Annotated in this window: 16 protein-coding genes and 1 tRNA gene; 10 read left to right on the forward strand and 7 right to left on the reverse strand. The window is 54.8% G+C overall.

Going from position 1 to position 18,902, the window contains the following annotated elements; all coding sequences use genetic code 11:
• Positions 1 to 67 precede the first annotated feature (67 nt).
• Genes ACH518_RS09960 through def form a run of 6 tightly spaced genes read right to left on the reverse strand, consistent with a single transcriptional unit; the run spans position 68 to position 6,837 of the window.
• Positions 68 to 1,429 carry a sigma-54-dependent transcriptional regulator gene (locus tag ACH518_RS09960; RefSeq protein WP_278212757.1) on the reverse strand — a complete coding sequence of 454 codons (1,362 nt, stop codon included), beginning with the start codon at positions 1,427 to 1,429 and terminating at the stop codon, positions 68 to 70.
• A complete protein-coding gene (locus tag ACH518_RS09965) occupies positions 1,422 to 3,581 on the reverse strand; it encodes an ATP-binding protein (protein WP_445372781.1) in 2,160 nt (719 codons plus the stop codon). Before ACH518_RS09965 ends, ACH518_RS09960 begins: the two co-directional genes overlap by 8 nt.
• Positions 3,563 to 4,129 (reverse strand): DUF4390 domain-containing protein, encoded by a 567-nt coding sequence (locus tag ACH518_RS09970; protein WP_445372782.1) that lies wholly within the window; start codon positions 4,127 to 4,129, stop codon positions 3,563 to 3,565. Before ACH518_RS09970 ends, ACH518_RS09965 begins: the two co-directional genes overlap by 19 nt.
• Positions 4,104 to 5,399 (reverse strand): 16S rRNA (cytosine(967)-C(5))-methyltransferase RsmB, encoded by a 1,296-nt coding sequence (gene rsmB / locus ACH518_RS09975; RefSeq protein WP_445372783.1) that lies wholly within the window; start codon positions 5,397 to 5,399, stop codon positions 4,104 to 4,106. The genes ACH518_RS09970 and rsmB overlap by 26 nt, the downstream gene beginning before the upstream one ends.
• Entirely contained in the window at positions 5,396 to 6,322 is a 927-nt protein-coding gene (gene fmt, locus ACH518_RS09980; RefSeq protein WP_445372784.1) for a methionyl-tRNA formyltransferase, read from the reverse strand. The genes rsmB and fmt overlap by 4 nt, the downstream gene beginning before the upstream one ends.
• 8 nt (positions 6,323 to 6,330) lie before the next feature.
• On the reverse strand, positions 6,331 to 6,837 hold the full coding sequence (def, locus tag ACH518_RS09985) for a peptide deformylase (protein WP_445372785.1): 507 nt from the start codon (positions 6,835 to 6,837) through the stop codon (positions 6,331 to 6,333).
• 25 nt (positions 6,838 to 6,862) lie between these two features.
• On the opposite strand from def, the gene ACH518_RS09990 reads away from it, so the two are divergent.
• The 5 genes from ACH518_RS09990 (at position 6,863) to topA (ending at position 12,094) form a co-directional block, all read left to right on the forward strand.
• Positions 6,863 to 7,084 carry a hypothetical protein gene (locus ACH518_RS09990; protein WP_445372786.1) on the forward strand — a complete coding sequence of 74 codons (222 nt, stop codon included), beginning with the start codon at positions 6,863 to 6,865 and terminating at the stop codon, positions 7,082 to 7,084.
• A 4-nt stretch (positions 7,085 to 7,088) separates the two neighbouring features.
• The gene (locus ACH518_RS09995) at positions 7,089 to 8,123 is read left to right on the forward strand and encodes a LysM peptidoglycan-binding domain-containing protein (RefSeq protein WP_445372787.1); all 1,035 of its coding nucleotides are present in this window, start codon (positions 7,089 to 7,091) and stop codon (positions 8,121 to 8,123) included.
• A gap of 117 nt (positions 8,124 to 8,240) precedes the next feature.
• Positions 8,241 to 9,287, forward strand: coding sequence for a DNA-processing protein DprA (gene dprA / locus ACH518_RS10000; protein ID WP_445372990.1), 1,047 nt, complete (start codon positions 8,241 to 8,243; stop codon positions 9,285 to 9,287).
• 8 nt (positions 9,288 to 9,295) lie between these two features.
• Positions 9,296 to 9,763, forward strand: a complete 468-nt coding sequence (locus tag ACH518_RS10005) for a DUF494 family protein (RefSeq protein ID WP_140913138.1) — start codon at positions 9,296 to 9,298, stop codon at positions 9,761 to 9,763.
• Between the two features lie 15 nt (positions 9,764 to 9,778).
• Positions 9,779 to 12,094 (forward strand): type I DNA topoisomerase, encoded by a 2,316-nt coding sequence (gene topA, locus ACH518_RS10010; protein WP_445372788.1) that lies wholly within the window; start codon positions 9,779 to 9,781, stop codon positions 12,092 to 12,094.
• On the opposite strand, the gene ACH518_RS10015 is transcribed toward topA, so the two are convergent.
• Positions 12,091 to 12,576, reverse strand: a complete 486-nt coding sequence (locus ACH518_RS10015; protein WP_445372789.1) for a DUF192 domain-containing protein — start codon at positions 12,574 to 12,576, stop codon at positions 12,091 to 12,093. The two genes, topA and ACH518_RS10015, sit on opposite strands and share 4 nt — an antisense overlap.
• 89 nt (positions 12,577 to 12,665) lie before the next feature.
• Between ACH518_RS10015 and ACH518_RS10020 the strand changes: the two genes are divergently transcribed.
• From ACH518_RS10020 to lon, 5 genes are all read left to right on the forward strand, one after another.
• Positions 12,666 to 12,749, forward strand: a tRNA-Leu gene (locus ACH518_RS10020).
• A gap of 109 nt (positions 12,750 to 12,858) precedes the next feature.
• Positions 12,859 to 14,151, forward strand: coding sequence for a trigger factor (gene tig, locus ACH518_RS10025; RefSeq protein ID WP_445372790.1), 1,293 nt, complete (start codon positions 12,859 to 12,861; stop codon positions 14,149 to 14,151).
• A 48-nt stretch (positions 14,152 to 14,199) separates the two neighbouring features.
• Positions 14,200 to 14,805: an ATP-dependent Clp endopeptidase proteolytic subunit ClpP gene (clpP, locus tag ACH518_RS10030; protein ID WP_140913164.1), complete on the forward strand. Its 606-nt coding sequence runs from the start codon at positions 14,200 to 14,202 to the stop codon at positions 14,803 to 14,805.
• A gap of 103 nt (positions 14,806 to 14,908) precedes the next feature.
• Positions 14,909 to 16,186, forward strand: a complete 1,278-nt coding sequence (gene clpX / locus ACH518_RS10035) for an ATP-dependent Clp protease ATP-binding subunit ClpX (protein ID WP_445372791.1) — start codon at positions 14,909 to 14,911, stop codon at positions 16,184 to 16,186.
• 159 nt (positions 16,187 to 16,345) lie between these two features.
• Positions 16,346 to 18,754, forward strand: a complete 2,409-nt coding sequence (gene lon / locus ACH518_RS10040) for an endopeptidase La (protein ID WP_445372792.1) — start codon at positions 16,346 to 16,348, stop codon at positions 18,752 to 18,754.
• Positions 18,755 to 18,902 lie beyond the last annotated feature (148 nt).

The raw sequence follows: 18,902 nt of genomic DNA on the forward strand, positions 1-18,902 counted from the left end.
TTAAAATCGGTTGAAGCTGTAAAAGCATGGCATTCTACTTAAACCGGCCGCTAACTTCAAGTTGCAATTACAGCTTGATTTTCAGCGAATGCAGTTTCCGGTACAAATGGGTCCGTTCCATGCCGATCGCCGCAGCTAACTTGGCAACGCTGCCGCCGTTTTTTTCGAAATGGTACTCCAGATAGGATTTTTCGAAATGGTCGCGGGCCTCTTTTAGCGGCAGGTTGAAAAATTCCGGCACGTTCAAACCCAGTTTGGGCTGCTCGGCAATCGAACCTAGCGCTGCTTTGACTTCGTCCAACTCGATGTCATCGCCGGCACCCAGAATCATCAGCCGCTGCACCAGATTGCGCAATTCTCGGACATTGCCGGGCCAACTGTAGTTGCGCAGATAATTTTGCGCCGCCATCGAAAAACGGCGGAACGGCAGTTTTTCGTGCACAACGAAATGATCGACGTAAAAATTCAGCAGACTCGGTACATCCTCGCTGTGCTCGCGCAGCGGCGGAATTTCTAACGTCACCACGTTCAGTAGGTAGTACAAGTCCTGGCGGAAGCGGCCGCTGTTGACTTCTTCCTCCAGCGCCATTCGGGTCGAGGCGACCACGCGCACGTCGACCCGCACGGCCTGGCTGCCGCCGACGCGCAGGAACGAACTCGATTCCAAAGCACTGAGCAAACGGGTTTGGGTTTCCGGGTCCATGCCGCCGATTTCGCCCAGGAACAGCGTGCCGCGGTCGGCCTGCTCCAGCAGGCCGCGGTAAATCCGGCCGTTGTCTTCGCGGCCGAAAAATTCGACCGCCGCGTTTTCCGGGGAGATGCTGCCGACCGAGACGTCGACAAAGGCGCCGTCGCGGCGGGAGCTGTTGTTGTGCAGGTAGCGGGCGTACATTTCCTTGCCGACGCCGGCTTCGCCGACCAGCAGCACGCGGGCGTCGTGTTGCGCCAGACGTTTCAGTTTGTCTTTGGTGCGCTCGACCACGGCGCTTTTGCCGACCGGCTCCACGCCTATCATCAATTGCTGCTTCAGGCCGGCGTTTTCCCGCTGCAAGGAACTGGTCTCCAGGGCGCGCTCGACGATCAATAGCAATTTTGCCATCGACAACGGTTTTTCCAGAAAATCGTAAGCGCCGAGGCGGGTGGCTTCGACTGCCGACTCGACCGAGCCGTGGCCGGACATCATGATTACCGGACAGAGTGAGCTGTCTTCGCCGACCCATTCCCGCAACAGCGTGATGCCGTCGCTATCGGGCATCCAGATGTCCAACAAAATCAGATTCGGCTGGCGCTGGTTTTTCAGTTTCTTCGCTTCCGTGGCATTTTCGGCCATCGCGACTTGATAGCCCTCGTCTTCCAAAATCTCCGACACCAGTTCGCGAATATCCTGTTCGTCGTCGACCACCAATATGTAGGGCGCTTGTTTATTCATGCATCGTTCCAAATTCAAAAACCGGTAGCTGGAGCAGAAAGCCCGCGCCGCCATTATATGCCGTATCCACCCAAATCACGCCGCCGTGTTCTTCCACGATTTTTTTGACGATGGCCAGGCCCAAACCAGTACCCTTGGATTTGCTGGTGACGTAGGGTTCGAAAATGGTTTCGATCTGATCGGCATTCAGGCCGCTACCGTTGTCGTACAAACCGACTTCGACATAATCGGTGTTATTGCGCGTGACTTTGCCGATTTTAATGGCGATATGGCATTTTTCCCCAGTGGCTTCTTGTGCGTTCTTGATCAGGTTATGCAGCACCTGGCGAATGCTGACCGGATCGACTTCGACAATGACGTGCTGGTTGGCGGCGGCCATCGCGAAGCTAATTCCGGACGGCAGGTACAGCGTAGTGATCTGCTGGATCAAATCCACCAGGTTGATTTTTTCGACCTGCTTTTTCGACGGGCGGGCGTACTCGGAGAAGTCGTCGACCATGCGTTTCATCGCTTCCACTTGCTGGACGATGGTGCGGGTGCCGCGTTGCAGAAACTCGGCTGAGCCATCCTGCAGTTCTTTGGACAACTTGTGCTGCAAACGTTCTGCGGACAGTTGGATCGGCGTCAATGGATTCTTGATTTCGTGGGCCAGACGCCGGGCGACTTCGCCCCAAGCGGCGTTTTTCTGGGCTTGAATCAAATCGGTGACGTCGTCGAACACCACCACGGCGCCGGTGTGGGCGCCGTGTTGCGAAAACAGCGGCGTACCGCGGCACAGTAGCTCTTGGCGGCCGTTCGGGCCGAGAAAGACGATGCGCTGCTCCCAGATGTCATCGGCTTTTTCCAGCAGGCTTTGGATTGCTGTCAACACGTCGGCCAGCTCGGGATGCAGCTCGGCCAAGGCGGGTAGATTCTGGCCGACGAAATGGCTGACCGGGATGTGCAAAATGCGGTAGGCGGCCTGATTTGCAGTGCGGATGAAGTATGCCGCGTCGAAACTGATTACGCCGGCGGTCAGGTTGGCGAGGATGGTTTCCAGGTAGGCGCGCTGATTTTCCACCTCCAGGCCGGCGGCGCGGGTTTCGTCGCGGGAACGAGCGATGCGCCGGGTCATCTGGTTGAACGATTCGACCAGAAAGCCCAGGTCGTCCTGGCTCATCACCGGCAATTGCTGCTGATAATCGCCGTCGGCGACGGCCTGGGTGCCTTTTACCAATTCCCTGACCGGAGCGACGATGTTGCGGATGCTGATAAAGGCCACCCAGATCGCCGCCAGCATGCTCAACAGCAGCACCAGCAGCAGGATCAGCGAAAAACTGGTTTTCAGCGAATCGCGCAGGAAATTCATTTCCTGGTAGCGAATGAAGGCGAATTCGATCGAATCGGCCAAATCGGTGACCCGCACCGGAATCGGATACAAAACCTGGAGAAACCGGCTTTGGTCGGCTTCGATCGCGACGATGATGCGCACCAACATTTCGTCGTTGTCGCCGGGATCGAAGGCAAAATATTCCTTGTTCTGTTTCAACTGCAGCCAGATTTGCTCGTCGGGCAAATGCGGCAGAATGTCGCTGGGGTTGATGCTGCTGGAGGCCAGAATTCGGCCCTGGTTGTTGAATACCGCCAGTTCCAGCGCCCCCGATTCGCGCCACAACGAACCGACTTCCAATGCAATCAGCGTTTCTGATTTGTGCTGCAAATGCTCGGCCATTTGCTTGGTTTGCTTGATGTGCCAATTCATGCGCTGATTCATCGCCGACTGGCTCAGTTCCAGCGCGTCGTCCATGGCCCGGTCGATTTCGACGTTAAACCAACTGTCGATACCTTGGTGCAGGAATTGCACCGAGAAGTAGAACACGATTGCGGCTGGTGCCAGCGCCAACAACACGAATAGCGAGACCATGCGCGTGGTGAGTTTCGAGCCGGCTTCCTTCTTCTTCAGTTCGCGGACCAGCGAGTAGGCGTTGACGACGACGAGGCCCAGCAGAATGATCGAGCCCAAAGTGTTGATCACCAGCAGCCAGGAATAGAGCTCGCCGAGTTCCGAAGACTCCTGGGTGGCGCTGCTCATCAGTTGCAGCGATAACAGCACGAAACCGAACAGTATGACGATGGATGCGCTGGCCGGCAGTTTCATTTTTGAATAGGCCATAAGCTCCAATGGCTGGAAAGAAACCAGCGGTGATCCAGATACGCCACCGGGCGCAACGGGATTGGCAACGCCTCGCGTTTGAACTCGCTACGCACCGCCAGTTGGTAGTAGCGGTCGGTTTGCAGTGCGGCGGCCGGGATCGGTTGTTGGTCGCGCACGCTGGCCATGAAATGCAGCGCGGCGCTCAGGGTCAAAAACATCTCGCTGTGGTTTTGCGGGGTTTGCACCGCGTATTGGTTCAATAGTGCGTGAAACTGCAGCCGGTAGCGCTGCTTGCTGCGATAGGCCACGCTGTCCCACAGCCAGCCCGGTTCGCGCAATTCCATGATCACATCCCAAGTTAACGGCACGCCTTTGTCCAGCGCCTCTTTGGCGACGGGACTCAGTCGATACTCGATCTGGCTGGCGATGGTCGCCGCATCGCCTTCGGTTTGTAGTTCGGCGTATTCTATCCGGGCGGCGTAGTCACCGGCCCAGGCCGGCGTCGAGCCCAGGGCCAGGCATAGCGCAAACAGGCCGGGGCTAAACCGCTTTGCGCAGCTTGGCATAATAAAAGCCGTCCATTTGCCGTTCTCCGGTCAAGATTTGCCGGCCGTGCGGGCGGGCCAGGCCCCAATGAGCGTCTATCGTCAGTTCTTCGGCGTCGGTTTGGGTCGCCAGAAACGCGGCGATTTGCTGCTCGTTTTCGACTTTCAGCACCGAGCAGGTAGCGTAAAGTAGAACGCCGCCGGGAGTGAGTAGTTGCCATGCGGCCTGCAGGATTTTGGCTTGCGTGGCCTGCAATACCGCTATGTCATCCGGTCGACGCAGCAATTTGATGTCCGGGTGGCGGCGGATTACGCCGAAACCGGAGCAGGGAGCGTCCAGCAAAATTCGCTGAAAACGGCGTGGATCGGCCCAATCGGCGGGGTTTCCGGCGTCGGCCACCAAGGTTTCGGCCTGCAAATGCAGCCGGGCCAGATTTTCCTCGACCCGTTGCAGGCGCTGGGCGTCGACGTCGATCGCCATTAGTCCGGTCAATGCCGGTTGCCGTTCCAGAATCGCTGCGGTCTTGCCGCCAGGTGCCGCGCACATGTCCAGTACCCAGTCGCCGGCTTGGGCGTCGAGGAGTTCGGCTGCCAGTTGCGCGGCGCTGTCCTGTACCGAGACCCGGCCGTCGCTGAAGCCGGGCAATTGCTCGACCGCCACGGCCTGATCCAGACGAATCGCCGTATCGCAGCAATCGACCGGCTGCCCGGCAATGCCTTGCGCCGCCAATTGGTCCAGGTAGGTTTCGCGACTGGTCTGCCGTTGATTGACCCGCAAAAACATCGGTGCGGCTTGGTCGTTGGCGTGCAGAATTTTTTCGTGGCGTTCGGGCCAGTCGCGGCACAGCGCGTCGATAATCCATTGCGGATGGTTGAGTCGGGCCTGTTGATCCCGGTCTGCGGCTTGCAACAAGTTGTCTGCGTCGCGTAAATACTGCCGGAGTATGCCGTTGACCAAGCCTCTGGCCCAAGGTTTGTGGCTGGTGGCGGCGACGGTTTCCGAGACGGCGGCGTGCGGTTTGACCCGCATGTGTTGCAATTGGTAGAGGCCGACCAGCAGCAGGGTTTTGATGTCGGCGTCCTTGGCTTTTAGCGGTTTGCCGAGCAGTTTGCCTAACGCGAAATCCAGTGCGTAATAATGGCGCACCACGCCGTAGCATAAGGCTTGGACGAAGGCCCTGTCTTTGCTGTCTTTCAGCTTGGGCAAGCCGTGCTCCAGGGCGGCGGTCAGCGACTGGCCGTCGCCGATGACCTTGGCCAAAATTTGCGCCGCGCAGCCGCGAAGATTCATAAGCCGAGTACGACGCCGGCGGCAGGATGCGCGTTCAGAAAATCCTTGCCGTTGATACGCTTGCCGCCTGGCAGTTGCACTTCCAGTAACCGAAGCATGCCGTCGCCGGTAGCGACGTCCAGGGCTTGCGCCGAACTGTCTATCGCGCCGGGCGCTAAGGTCGCCGCCTTCTCCAAGACTTCGCTGCGCCAAACGCGCAAGATCTGGCCGGAAAAGGTGGTTTGCGCTACCGGCCAGGCGTTGAGGCCGCGAATTTTTCGGTCCAGTTCGACCGCCGATTGTCGCCAATCGATTAACGCTTCCTGTTTTTCCAGCTTATGGGCATAGGTGACCAGGCTCTCGTCCTGAGCTTCGGCTTGCAACGCACCGCGTTCAATCATGTCCACCACTTGCAGCAAACCTTGGGCGCCGAGTTCGGCCAGGCGGTCGTGCAATTCGCTGGAGGTGGCGTCGGCACTGATCGGGCATTCCAGCTTGAGCAGCATATCGCCGGCATCGAGTTTTTTGACGACTTTCATGATCGTGACGCCGGTTTTGGCATCGCCGGCCATCACGGCACGATGGATCGGTGCCGCGCCGCGCCAGCGCGGTAATAATGAGCCGTGGACATTGATGCAGCCGAACTTGGGAATATCGAGCACCGCTTGCGGCAAAATCAGGCCGTAGGCGACCACAACCAGCAACTCGGGCTTTAAATCGGCCAAGGCTTGGATGGCTTCGGCGGTTTTGAAGTTTTCCGGCTGGGCGACCGGGATGCCGGCCGTCAACGCCAAATCTTTGATCGGGCTGGCCGTCAATTTACGGCCGCGGCCGGCCGGCCGGTCCGGTTGGGTATAGGCGGCGACAACTTCGTGCGGCGAATCTATCAGGGTTTGCAACGTTGGCACCGCGAATTCCGGGGTGCCGGCAAAAACGATTTTCATGGTTGTCCTTATACGCCCTGTGAGCGGTGGATCTTATCCAGTTTGGATTTTATTCGGTTACGCTTGAATGCCGACAGGTAATCGACGAACAGCTTACCTTCCAGATGGTCCATTTCGTGTTGGATGCAAACCGCCAACAAGTCGCGGGCTTCGAGTTCGAAACTGTCGCCGTTACGATCGAGCGCTTTGACTTTGATCTGTTCGGCGCGGCTGACTTTTTCGAAGAAGCCGGGTACGGACAAGCAGCCTTCTTCGGATTCTTCAACGCCGTCGCGTTCGACGATTTGCGGGTTGATCAGGCAGATTGGATTGTCTTTGTTTTCGGAGACATCCATCACGATCACGCGTTTATGGACGTTGACCTGGGTTGCGGCCAGGCCGACGCCCTTGGCCGAATACATGGTTTCGATCATGTCGTCGACCAGTTTTCTGATGCTGTCGTCGACTTGCTCCACCTCGCTGGCGACCGTGCGCAAGCGTTTGTCGGGGAACTCCAAAATCGTAAGAATACTCACGCCTTACTCCGAATTGCTGAAATCAATGCTGACGATTTTATCCGAAATCAGCTTGGGTTTGCATGCAGCGGCCGGCGAAGGCCAGGTTGGCGAGCCGCCGCGTCTGCTGGCAATCTGCGTCAATTCATCTAAACTGTGCGGCAAATTCTATTGGCGGCCGGCGGCGATAGCGCCGGCCGGCTCATACTACACCCGGTTTCGGCTGTTAGAGATCGGATCGAACACGTTACTGGCTTCGGCAGGATAGATATATGTTGCTTCGCACCGCTCTGGGTATTGCATTTTCGTTGTTGGCCGCGGCAACTGCACGCGCCGACGAATTGCAGATCAACCCCAATCATCCCGACCAATACACGGTGGTAAAAGGCGACACGCTGTGGGATATCTCCGGCAAGTTTTTGCAACACCCTTGGCAATGGCCCGAGCTCTGGCATAACAATCCGCAAGTTAAAGACCCGCACTGGATTTATCCGGGTGATACTTTGTACTTTTCTTATGTTGATGGCAAACCCAGGTTAAGTTTCGCTCCGGGCGATGCAACTGAAGAAAAACTGTTGCCACGGGTTCGCGAATCTTCGGTCGAACAAGCCATACGGATGGTGCCGAGTGATGCGATTATCCAGTTTCTGAATTCGCCGAAAGTGGTGACGGCCGATGAATTGCATCGTGCGCCCTACGTGATCGGTTTTGTTGGCGAGCATCTGATCGCCGGTGCTGGCGACGGGGTTTACGTGCGGGCGATCGAGGAGCCACAGGGCTTGGGTTATACGATCTACCGGCAGGGCAAACCTTACATCAGCCCGGTTACCAAAGAGATTTTGGGTTACGAGGCGCAGTTCATTGCCGATACCACGTTGCAACAGCCCGGCGATCCGGCGACGCTGCTCATCAATAAATCGGATATGGAGGTTCAGCGCGGCGACCGCTTGATGCTGACGTCCGAAGGCGAATTGGCGTTGAACTACTTCCCGCGGCCGCCGGAAAAACAAATCGTCGGCAGTATTATCCGGGTGATGGGCGGCGTATCCCAGATCGGCCAGCACGACGTGGTGGTGATCGATAAAGGAACGGCCGACGGTATCGAAGTCGGCCATGTATTCGACGTTTACCGGCGCGGTAACTTCTTGGTGGACCGCTACCGGTCTCCGGAAGGGGTTGCTGTGAAAATGCCGGACGAGCTGGCCGGCGAACTGATGGTGTTCCGGACCTTCGAGCGGGTCAGCTATGCCTTGGTGATGAAAGCGTCGGCCGCGATGCACACCTTGGACCGGGTGCAGACGCCTTGACCTTTACGGTATGGCGCGACCTGATCCTAAGTGCTCCGGGGCGAGCGGCTCGATCGGTTGACTGAATTGGACCTGGCGCGCGATTCCGAGCTGAAATACTGGTTGGCCTTGTTGCGCATGCCGGGCATCGGCGGCGGAACGATTCAACGCTTGCTGGAGCATTTTCAACCTGAAGCTATTTTTACCGCCTCCCGCGCCAGCCTTGGCGCTCTCGGAATCAGCGACAAGTTAATCTCCGTGTTGCAAGCGCCCGACTGGCAGGCCGTCGAAACGGATCTGGCTTGGCTGGCACAAACCGGTAACCATGCGTTTACGCTGCGGGATCCGGACTATCCTCCCCAATTGAAAGAAATCGACCGGCCGCCGCCGGTGCTGTTCGTCAAAGGCGATCCGGCCGTATTGGCCGAGCCGCAATTGGCGATCGTCGGCAGTCGCAATCCGTCCCCGGTCGGGGTCAGTACCGCGCTGCAATTTGCCGAAACGCTGGCGGCCGCCGGGTTGGTCATTACCAGCGGTTTGGCGTTGGGCATCGATGCCGCCAGCCACCAAGGGGCTTTGAACGCCAACGGCCGTACCGTTGCCGTGGCCGGCACCGGGCTGGACCGGGTATATCCGGCCCGGCACAAGGACTTGGCCACGCAAATCGTCGAGCACGGCGCTTTGGTGTCCGAATTTCCGCCCGGCACCGGCGCCAAGGCCAGTCATTTCCCGCTCAGGAATCGCATCATCAGCGGCCTATGCCTGGGCTTGCTGGTGGTGGAGGCGGCGCAGCAGAGCGGGTCGCTGATCACGGCGCGGCTGGCGCTGGAGCAGAATCGGGAGGTGTTTGCGATTCCGGGTTCGATCCATAACCCGCTGGCACGCGGCTGCAATGCCCTGATTCGGCAAGGTGCGAAACTGGTGGAGACCGTCGAGGATATTTTTGAAGAATTAGGCCAATATAATCAACAAAGTATGCGAACCGAGCCGGAATCGGCGCAGACTGTGCTTGACCTGGAACAACAAAATCTATTGAATTTGATTCCGTATAGCCCCACAACGGTAGATGCTTTGGTGCACGCAGGTACTTGGACGGTCGAAGAGGTCTCCTCGATGTTGCTGGTGTTGGAGCTGCAGGGCTACGTGGCCGGTATCGCCGGCGGTAGCTACCTTCGAATCAAATAAAGGTTCTAATGAAAGAAGATATTTTTGATGTGCTGATATATCTGTTTGAAAACTATCTGGATGGCGACAGCGATAACTACCCTGATACTTCAATCATTGCCAGCGAATTGTTGGATGCCGGTTTTCAGCAGCCGGACGTCAATAAAGCCTTCGATTGGCTGGAGTCGCTCGCGGAAATGGACAGCATATCGCCGGCGATTTCGTCGTCTTTCCGGATTTTTAGCCAGCAGGAAAACGCTGTTTTCGATTTGGAATGCCGTGACTTTCTGATGTACTTGGAACACGCCGGCATTCTGACTCCGGGCAACCGCGAGATCGCCATCGACCGGGCGATGGCATTGAAAGACGAAAATATCACCCTAGACAAATTGAAGTGGATCGTGTTGATGGTGCTATTGAGCCAACCCGGTGACAGTGCCGCTTTTTCCAGAATGGAAGACATCGTCTACGATTTGATACCTAGTTCTTTACACTGAGGCTTTTACGACTGTATGAGCAAAAGTTTAGTCATTGTAGAGTCGCCTGCGAAATGCAAAACCATCGAAAAATACCTGGGTAAAGATTTTCAGGTTCTCGCCTCCTACGGCCATGTTCGCGATTTGATACCCAAAGAAGGCGCAGTCGATCCGGAGAACGGCTTTGCGATGAAGTATCAGGTTATCGACCGCAACCAGCGCCATCTGCAGGAAATCGGTAAGGCCATTAAAGATGTCGATACACTCTATTTGGCGACCGACCCGGATCGGGAAGGCGAGGCGATTTCCTGGCACGTTTTCGAGCATTTGAAGGAGAAAAAACTCCTGAAGGATAAAGAGGTACGGCGGGTGGTGTTTCACGAAATCACCAAGAAGGCCGTGACTGAAGCCATTGCCCATCCGACCGAGTTATCCAACAGTCTGGTCAATGCCCAACAGGCGCGGCGGGCCTTGGATTATCTAGTGGGCTTCAATTTGTCGCCGTTGCTGTGGAAGAAAATCCGCCGCGGTTTGTCCGCCGGCCGGGTGCAAAGTCCGGCGTTGCGGATGATCGTCGAACGCGAGATGGAGATCGAAGCGTTTAAGACCCGAGAATACTGGTCGCATACTGCCGAGGCCAATGCCCAGGGTCAGCCTTTCAAAGCCAAACTGACGCATTTCAACGGCGAAAAACTCAACCAATTCAGCTTTACTGAAGAAGCGCAGGCCCATCAGGTCAAACAGACTTTGTTGGCCGAAGCCGACGGCCAGCTGATCGTTGCCAAGCTGGAGAAGAAGCAGCGCAACAGGAATCCGGCGCCGCCGTTTATCACGTCGACCCTGCAACAGGAAGCGGCGCGGAAACTGGGGTTTACCACCAAGCGCACGATGATGGTTGCCCAGCAGTTGTACGAAGGTATTGATCTCGGTGGCGAAACCGTCGGTTTAATCTCTTATATGCGTACCGACTCGGTGAATCTGGCAGAAGAAGCTGTTGCCGATATTCGCGCTCTGATTGCCGAGAAATACGGTGCCGAGAACGTGCCGAAACAGCCGCGCGAATTTAAAACCAAGTCAAAAAACGCACAAGAAGCTCACGAGGCTATTCGGCCGACTTCGGTGCAACGTTTGCCTGAGCAGGTCAAAGGCCGGCTGACGGCTGAGCAGTACAAACTTTACGATTTAATCTGGAAGCGTACCGTAGCCTGTCAGATGATCCATGCCACTCTGAATCTTGTGGCCGTGGATTTGAACTGCGGTAGCGAAAAAAATGTGTTTCGCGCCACCGGTTCCACCGTGACCAATCCCGGCTTCATGATGGTTTATCTGGAAGGCGTCGACGACAGCAAAGAAGCGGCGGACGACCAGGAAAGTATTCTGCCGCCTATGGAGGAAGGACGGCCGGTCAAGCTGCAGGAGATCGTCGCCACCCAGCATTTTACCGAGCCGCCGCCGCGTTATAGCGAGGCCAGTTTGGTCAAGGCTTTGGAAGAACACGGCATCGGTCGGCCTTCGACCTATGCGACCATCATTTCGACACTGCAAAATCGCGAATATGTGACGATAGAAAACAAGCGTTTCTATCCGACCGATGTCGGTCGCATCGTCAACAAATTCCTGACGGAGCATTTCACCAAGTACGTTGACTACGGTTTTACCGCTAATCTGGAGGACGAACTGGACGCGGTATCCCGCGGCGAAAAGGATTGGATTCCGTTGATGAACGATTTCTGGCGGCCGTTTACCCAGTTGATCAACGAGAAAGAAGAAAGCGTACAGCGCAAGGATGTCACGCAAGAAAGTATCGACGAAAAATGCCCGGAATGCGGCAGCGCCTTGTCGATCCGGTTGGGCCGGAACGGCCGTTTCATCGGTTGTACTAATTATCCGACTTGTTCTTACACCCGCAATCTCGGCGAAGACAATGCGGTGGCGGCTAACGAGCCGGAAGTGGTCGAAGGTCGCGTCTGCCCGAAGTGCGAGTCGGCGTTGGTGATCAAGACTGGGCGTTACGGCAAGTTTGTCGGTTGCAGCGCTTATCCGAAATGCAAGCACATCGAACCGCTGGAAAAGCCCCAGGATACCGGGGTCGAATGCCCGCAGTGCAAAAAAGGCGCGATTTTGAAGCGCAAGGCACGCAGCGGTAAGATTTTCTACTCCTGTTCGGAATACCCAAAATGCGATTATGCGTTATGGGATGCGCCGATCAAGGAAGAATGTCCGGATTGTCATTGGCCTATTCTGACCTTGAAAACCACGAAGCGCCGGGGCACCGAAAAAGTCTGCCCGCAGAAGGAATGCAAATACGCAACGCCGTATGAAGGCGATGCCGAGGATGTCAATGGGCCTTAATCCCTGTCGGCAGTAGCTAGGCCGTCGGGCAAGACCAATTTCTGGCCGATGCCGATTGCGTGCCGGTCGATAAAGCCGGCCGGCAATTCCAGCATGTACTGCGCCGGAATCTGCGAGTCGTAGATCCGGCAAGGGTCGATTCTGCAGGGAGGCAGGTTTTTCAGGACGGCTGCGATCCTGGCGTCTGCGGAGACGAATAGCACGTCGAGCGCGATCATCGTATTTTTCATCCACATGCTGCGCGGGCGTTGTTCCGCATAAACGAATAGCATGCCTTGGTCCGGGCCGAGCTCGCGGCGGAACATCAAACCCAATTCCCGTTGCTCGGCGCTATTGGCGATAGCCACGTAGACCGGATGTTGTTGATTCTCAAAAATCAGTTTGTGGGCGAATGGGGTTTGTCCGTCCGCCAGTGCCGGCTTTGCGCCCGTCGTAAGGGCTAATGCCAAAGCGGCGATTGCGCCGCGCAGTCGAATATTCATGCTGGAAGTGGCGTGTTGCCTCATAGAAAAAGGTAACCGAAGTTGTTTTTGCCGGGTCGGCTGATTATAATGCCGCGTTCTTTTGTTTTGCGAGCGTGGCGAAATTGGTAGACGCGCTGGATTTAGGTTCCAGTGGTAACCCCGTGAGAGTTCGAGTCTCTCCGCTCGCACCATACCCGCTTAATGCGTCACTTTACGACCGTAAAGCTCCCCGGATTTGAACATCGTCGACGATTCTCCCGAATCATAAATTCCTATTTTTTTAGTTATCGAGGTAAAGCAATGCAAGTTTCTGTCGAGAAGACATCAGAATTAAGCCGGAAAATGACTGTCAGCATTCCAGACGCCGTAGTTCAGGAAAAAATGGAAACTCGCTTTAAAACACTGGCGCGCACCGTCAAAGTGGATGGATTCCGCCCGGGTAAAGTGCCTGCGAGTATGGTGAAAAAACTTTATGGCGATCGGGTCAGAAACGAAGTCACCGGCGACTTGATTCAGTCGACTTACTTTGAAGCTTTGCAGCAGCAGGATTTGAATCCGGCTGGTCATCCTCATATCCATCCCAGCGAGAAAACCGAGGGATTCGAATACGTCGCCGAGTTTGAAGTGTATCCGGAAATCGCGTTGGACGGCATCGGCAACTTGCAAATCGAGCGGCCTAATGCGAGCGTCGAAGAAAGCGATGTCGATAACATGGTCGAAAAGTTGCGGCAACAGAAGAAAACCTGGAACGGCGTCGAACGCGCATCGCAGGAAGGCGATAGAGTTTCGATCCATTTTTCCGGTGTTTGCGAAGGCGAAAACTTCACCGACGGCAAGGTTGAAAACTATCAGGTCGAGATCGGCGGCAAGCAAATGATCCCCGGTTTCGAAGACGAGCTGAAAGGCCTGAACGTCGGCGAAAGCAAAACATTTGCTGTGACTTTTCCGGAAAAATACAACAGTGAAAAGCTGGCCGGCAAACCGGCTGAGTTCGAAGTCGAATTGGTTAAAGTCGAGGAGCCTGTGTTGCCCGAAGTCGATGCCGACTTCATCAAAGCCTACGGCGTCGAAGACGGCGATGCGGTAACCTTCCGCGCCGATGTGCGCGCCAACATGGAGCGGGAGTTGGTGCAAGGCTTGAAAAACAAATTGAAAACCGCCGTGATGGATGCGTTGTTCGAGCACATTTCGGTGTCGATCCCAAATGCATTGATCGACCAGGAAATTCAAGCCCTGATGAAGCCTTACGCGGAACGGGCCAAGAACATGCGTTTGAAATTGGAAGACCTGAATCTGCCGCGGGATATGTTCGAAGAGCAAGCCAAGCGCCGCGTGGCCTTGGGCTTGATTTTGGGCGAAGTGATTCATAAAAACGAATTGAAGGTTGATGCCGACAAAGTTCGTTCGGTTATCGAAGACATGGCGAAGAGTTATGAGCGCCCTGAAGACGTCGTGAACTGGTATTATGCAGACAAGTCTCGGCTGAACGACGTGCAACAAATGGTTCTCGAGGATCAGGCTGTGGCATGGATCGTAAGTCAGGCTAAAGTCGCCGACGTGACCGTCGGTTTTGATCAGGTAATGGAACGATAGTGACAATGAGGGCTTAACGTGTTTAACCAAAATGTGATTAGCGAAATGATGGCGCCGCAAGCGGCGGGCGGTCTAGTGCCGATAGTGGTTGAACAAACAGCCCGTGGGGAAAGATCGTTTGATATATACTCCCGCTTACTGAAGGAGCGGGTCATTTTTCTGGTGGGCAAGGTTGAGGATTACATGGCCAATCTGGTTGTGGCCCAACTATTGTTCCTGGAATCGGAAAACCCGGATAAGGATATTCACCTGTACATCAATTCGCCAGGCGGTTCGGTAACTGCGGGTATGGCGATCTACGACACGATGCAGTTTATCAAGCCGGACGTCAGCACCATGTGCATCGGCCAGGCGGCCAGTATGGGAGCGTTGTTGTTGGCGGGCGGTGCGGCCGGAAAGCGCTATTGCTTGCCGCATTCCCGGGTCATGATTCATCAGCCTCTGGGTGGTTTCCAGGGACAGGCCTCGGATATCGACATCCATGCAAGAGAAATCCTGCAGATTCGGGATCGGTTGAACAAGGTGTTGGCGCACCACACCGGCCAGTCCTTGCAGAAGATCGAACAGGATACCGATAGGGATAATTTTCTGAGTGCGGAACAGGCCGTGGATTACGGTTTGATCGATAAGGTGTTGACCAGTCGTAGCGGTTAACAGCAACGCACCCCGGTTGCCGCGATGTGCGGGGGAGTTTACTATTGGTTTTTGAAGTATTTCATCTCTGTGATGAAGCGAAGTGAAACGGTGGAGTCTGTCTATGAGTAGAGACAAGAAAGGTAAAGACGACGAAAAGCTTCTTTACTGTTCTTTTTGCGGTAAAAGCCAAAATGAAGTGCGGAAACTGATTGCCGGGCCATCCGTTTATGTTTGCGACGAGTGTGTCGAGCTTTGTAACGACATCATCAGGGATGAATTGCTCGAAGACGAAATGGCGGTATCCGGCGGTGCGTTACCTAAGCCCAAAGAAATCAAAGCTGAATTGGATAATTATGTAATCGGCCAGGAAAACGCCAAGAAAATTTTGGCAGTCGCCGTTTACAATCATTACAAACGCCTGCGAAGCAACAGCAAGAAAAGCGATGTCGAGTTGGCGAAAAGTAATATTCTGTTGATAGGTCCGACCGGTTCCGGTAAGACCCTGCTCGCGGAAACGCTGGCCAGATTGTTGGATGTACCCTTTACGATCGCAGACGCGACGACTTTGACCGAAGCCGGATATGTCGGGGAAGACGTCGAAAATATCATCCTGAAGATCCTGCAAAAGTGCGACTACGATGTGGAAAAAGCCGAAACCGGCATCGTCTACATTGACGAGATTGATAAAATTTCCCGTAAGGCCGATAACCCGTCAATTACGCGGGATGTATCCGGCGAAGGGGTGCAGCAGGCCCTGCTGAAGCTGATCGAAGGCACGGTAGCTTCGGTGCCGCCGCAAGGCGGACGCAAGCACCCGCAGCAGGATTTTCTGCAAGTGAATACCGCCAATATTTTGTTTATCGTCGGCGGGGCTTTTGCCGGACTGGATAAAGTCATCAAAAACCGCACCGAAAAAGGTGGTATCGGTTTTTCTGCTGAAGTCAAAACCAAAGACGATAACAGAAACGTGGGCGAAATTTTTGCTGACGTGCGCTCAGAGGATTTGATCAAATATGGTCTGATTCCGGAGTTCGTCGGCCGTTTGCCGGTTATCGCGACGTTGGATGAATTGGATGAGGCAGCGCTGATTCAAATTCTGACGCAGCCGAAAAATGCGTTGATCAAGCAGTACAAACATTTGTTTGAAATGGAAGGTGCCGAACTGGAATTCAGAGACGACTCGTTGGCGGCGATTGCCCGCAAGTCGATGGAACGAAAGACCGGTGCCCGCGGTTTGCGTACTATCGTCGAAAACGTTTTGCTGGATACGATGTACGAGTTGCCGTCCAACGACAAAATTTCGAAAGTCGTGATCGACGAAAGCGTGATATCGGGTAATTCCGACCCGATTCTGGTTTACGAAACCGAGCCGAAAATGGCCGTTTCCGACGCTTCTTAGTCTTAAACAGCCGGCTTTTCGTTGAGCCGAAACAAAAATCAGGGAGTTTGGCCGATGCCAAGCTCCTTTTTTTTGCGCTGAATTTAAGATACTTGTTTTCTCCAGGATCGTCCTCATATAGGATTGGGTGTGTATTGACGTGCTCCGGGAGCAATTGAAATGACCGATTTGAAAAACCAAGACGAACTGATTCCAGTCCTGCCTTTACGGGACGTGGTGGTTTACCCGCACATGGTAATCCCGTTGTTTGTCGGCCGAGGCATGTCTATCGACGCACTCGATGCCGCTATCAAGCAAGATAAGCAGGTGCTGCTGGTAGCCCAGAAACAAGCCGATGTCGACGAACCGGGCTTCGACGATCTGTATAAGGTCGGAACGTTGGCCAATATCCTGCAATTACTGAAATTGCCGGACGGCACCGTGAAAGTGTTGGTGGAGGGTAGTCAACGGTGTTCAGTGATCCAATACTGCGAAATCGACAGTTATTGCGCTGCCAGTGTCGTCGAATTAGCCGACGAAATGAATATTTCCGAGCAGGAAGCGGAAGTGCTGCAACGCACTGCGATCAACTCGTTCGATCAGTACGTGAAACTGAATAACAAAATTCCGCCCGAAGTATTGAATTCTTTGTCCGGCATTGACGATCCCAGTCGTCTGGCCGATACGATGGCTGCGCATATGGCGTTGAAGGTCGAGGAAAAACAGGAGATGCTGGAAATGGTCGACGTTGCCAAGCGTCTGGAAAACCTGATGACGCTGATGGAGGGCGAAGTCGATATTCTGGAAATGGAGAAGAAGATTCGTGGCCGCGTCAAAAAACAGATGGAAAAGAACCAGCGGGAATACTATCTGAATGAGCAAATGAAGGCGATTCAGAAAGAGTTGGGCGAAATGGATGAGGCCGGCAACGAAATCGAAGAGCTGGAAAAGAAAATCGCCGCTGCGGGTATGAGTGCGGAAGCGAAAACCAAGGCAACCGCCGAGCTGAACAAATTGAAGATGATGTCGCCGATGTCCGCGGAAGCTACAGTGGTTCGGAATTATATCGACTGGATGGTTAATGTGCCTTGGAAGAAAAAAACCAAGGTTCGCCACGATTTGAAAGTGGCCGAAGAGGTATTGGAAGCCGAACATTTCGGTCTGGAAAAAGTCAAGGAACGCATTCTCGAATACCTCGCGGTTCAACAACGGGTCAAAGCGTTGAAAGGGCCGATTTTGTGCTTGGTCGGACCTCCGGGGGTCGGTAAAACCTCGTTGGGGCAATCGATTGCGCGGGCCACCAATCGTAAATATGTACGCATGGCCCTGGGCGGCGTCCGAGACGAGGCGGAGATTCGCGGTCATCGCCGGACCTACATCGGTTCGATGCCGGGTAAGATTCTGCAGAATCTGGCGAAGATCAAAACCCGCAATCCGATGTTCCTGCTCGACGAAATCGACAAAATGGCCGCGGATTTTCGCGGTGACCCGGCATCGGCGCTGTTGGAGGTGCTGGACCCCGAGCAGAACCACACTTTTTCCGATCACTATTTGGAGGTCGATTTCGATTTGTCTGACGTCATGTTCGTTGCTACCGCCAACACAATGAATATTCCGCCAGCCTTGCTGGACAGAATGGAAATCATTCGCTTGGCCGGCTACACCGAAGACGAGAAGATCAATATAGCGACCCGGTTTTTAATTCCGAAGCAGATCAAGAGTAACGGCTTGGTCGAGTCGGAAATCCATATCTCGGAAGGCGCGGTCAAAGATATTGTGCGTTACTACACTCGGGAAGCCGGGGTGCGCGGCCTGGAGCGGGAAATATCGAAGATTTGCCGTAAAGTAGTTAAGGATTTGTTGCTGAAAGCGAAAAAGTCGCGGACCTCCATTACCGAAAAGAACTTGGACAAGTACCTTGGTGTGCGCCGCTTCAGCTACGGCATGGCCGAGGATAGCGACCAAATCGGCCAAGTAACCGGTCTGGCTTGGACCGAAGTCGGCGGCGAACTGCTGACGATAGAGACCGCAGTCATGCCTGGTAAGGGTAAGCAATTGGCTACCGGCAAGCTTGGCGATGTGATGAAGGAGTCTATCGAAGCCGCCGTAACGGTTGCGCGCAGTCGGGCCGGTATATTAGGTATCGACAGCGAAGTGTTCCAGAAGAGCGACATTCACATCCACGTTCCGGAAGGAGCGACGCCGAAAGACGGACCGAGCGCCGGTATTGGTATGTGCACCGCGATTATCTCGGCGCTGACCAAGATTCCGGTGCGGGCCGACGTGGCTATGACCGGCGAGATTACCCTGCGCGGGGAGGTCTTGCCCATCGGTGGTTTGAAGGAAAAACTGCTTGCCGCACACCGAGGCGGCATTGCTACCGTGGTCATTCCTGCCGAAAACGAAAAAGACTTGGCTGAGATTCCGGAAAACATCAAACGCAATCTGGCGATCAAGTGCGTACGTTGGATCGACGAAGTTTTGGAATTGGCCTTACAACGTATGCCAACCCCTCTTTCTCCGGCTGAATTGGCCGATGCGACTAGCGCAAAGGTCGAGGTAAAACAGTCCGGGGTAGTGGCACATTAAGCATGGGTTAAAATCCTTGGAAACCGCAAAAATCGTGGTTTCCAAGGCTCCTAACGCTTGACACCGATCGCAGCCCGTTGATATAAATGTCGGCCTCTCGCAGAGGAGAGGCCGTATTCGGGTTGGTGGAATAACCGGTGGGCGGGCA

The sequence above is a fragment of the Methylomonas sp. HW2-6 genome (assembly GCF_052474525.1).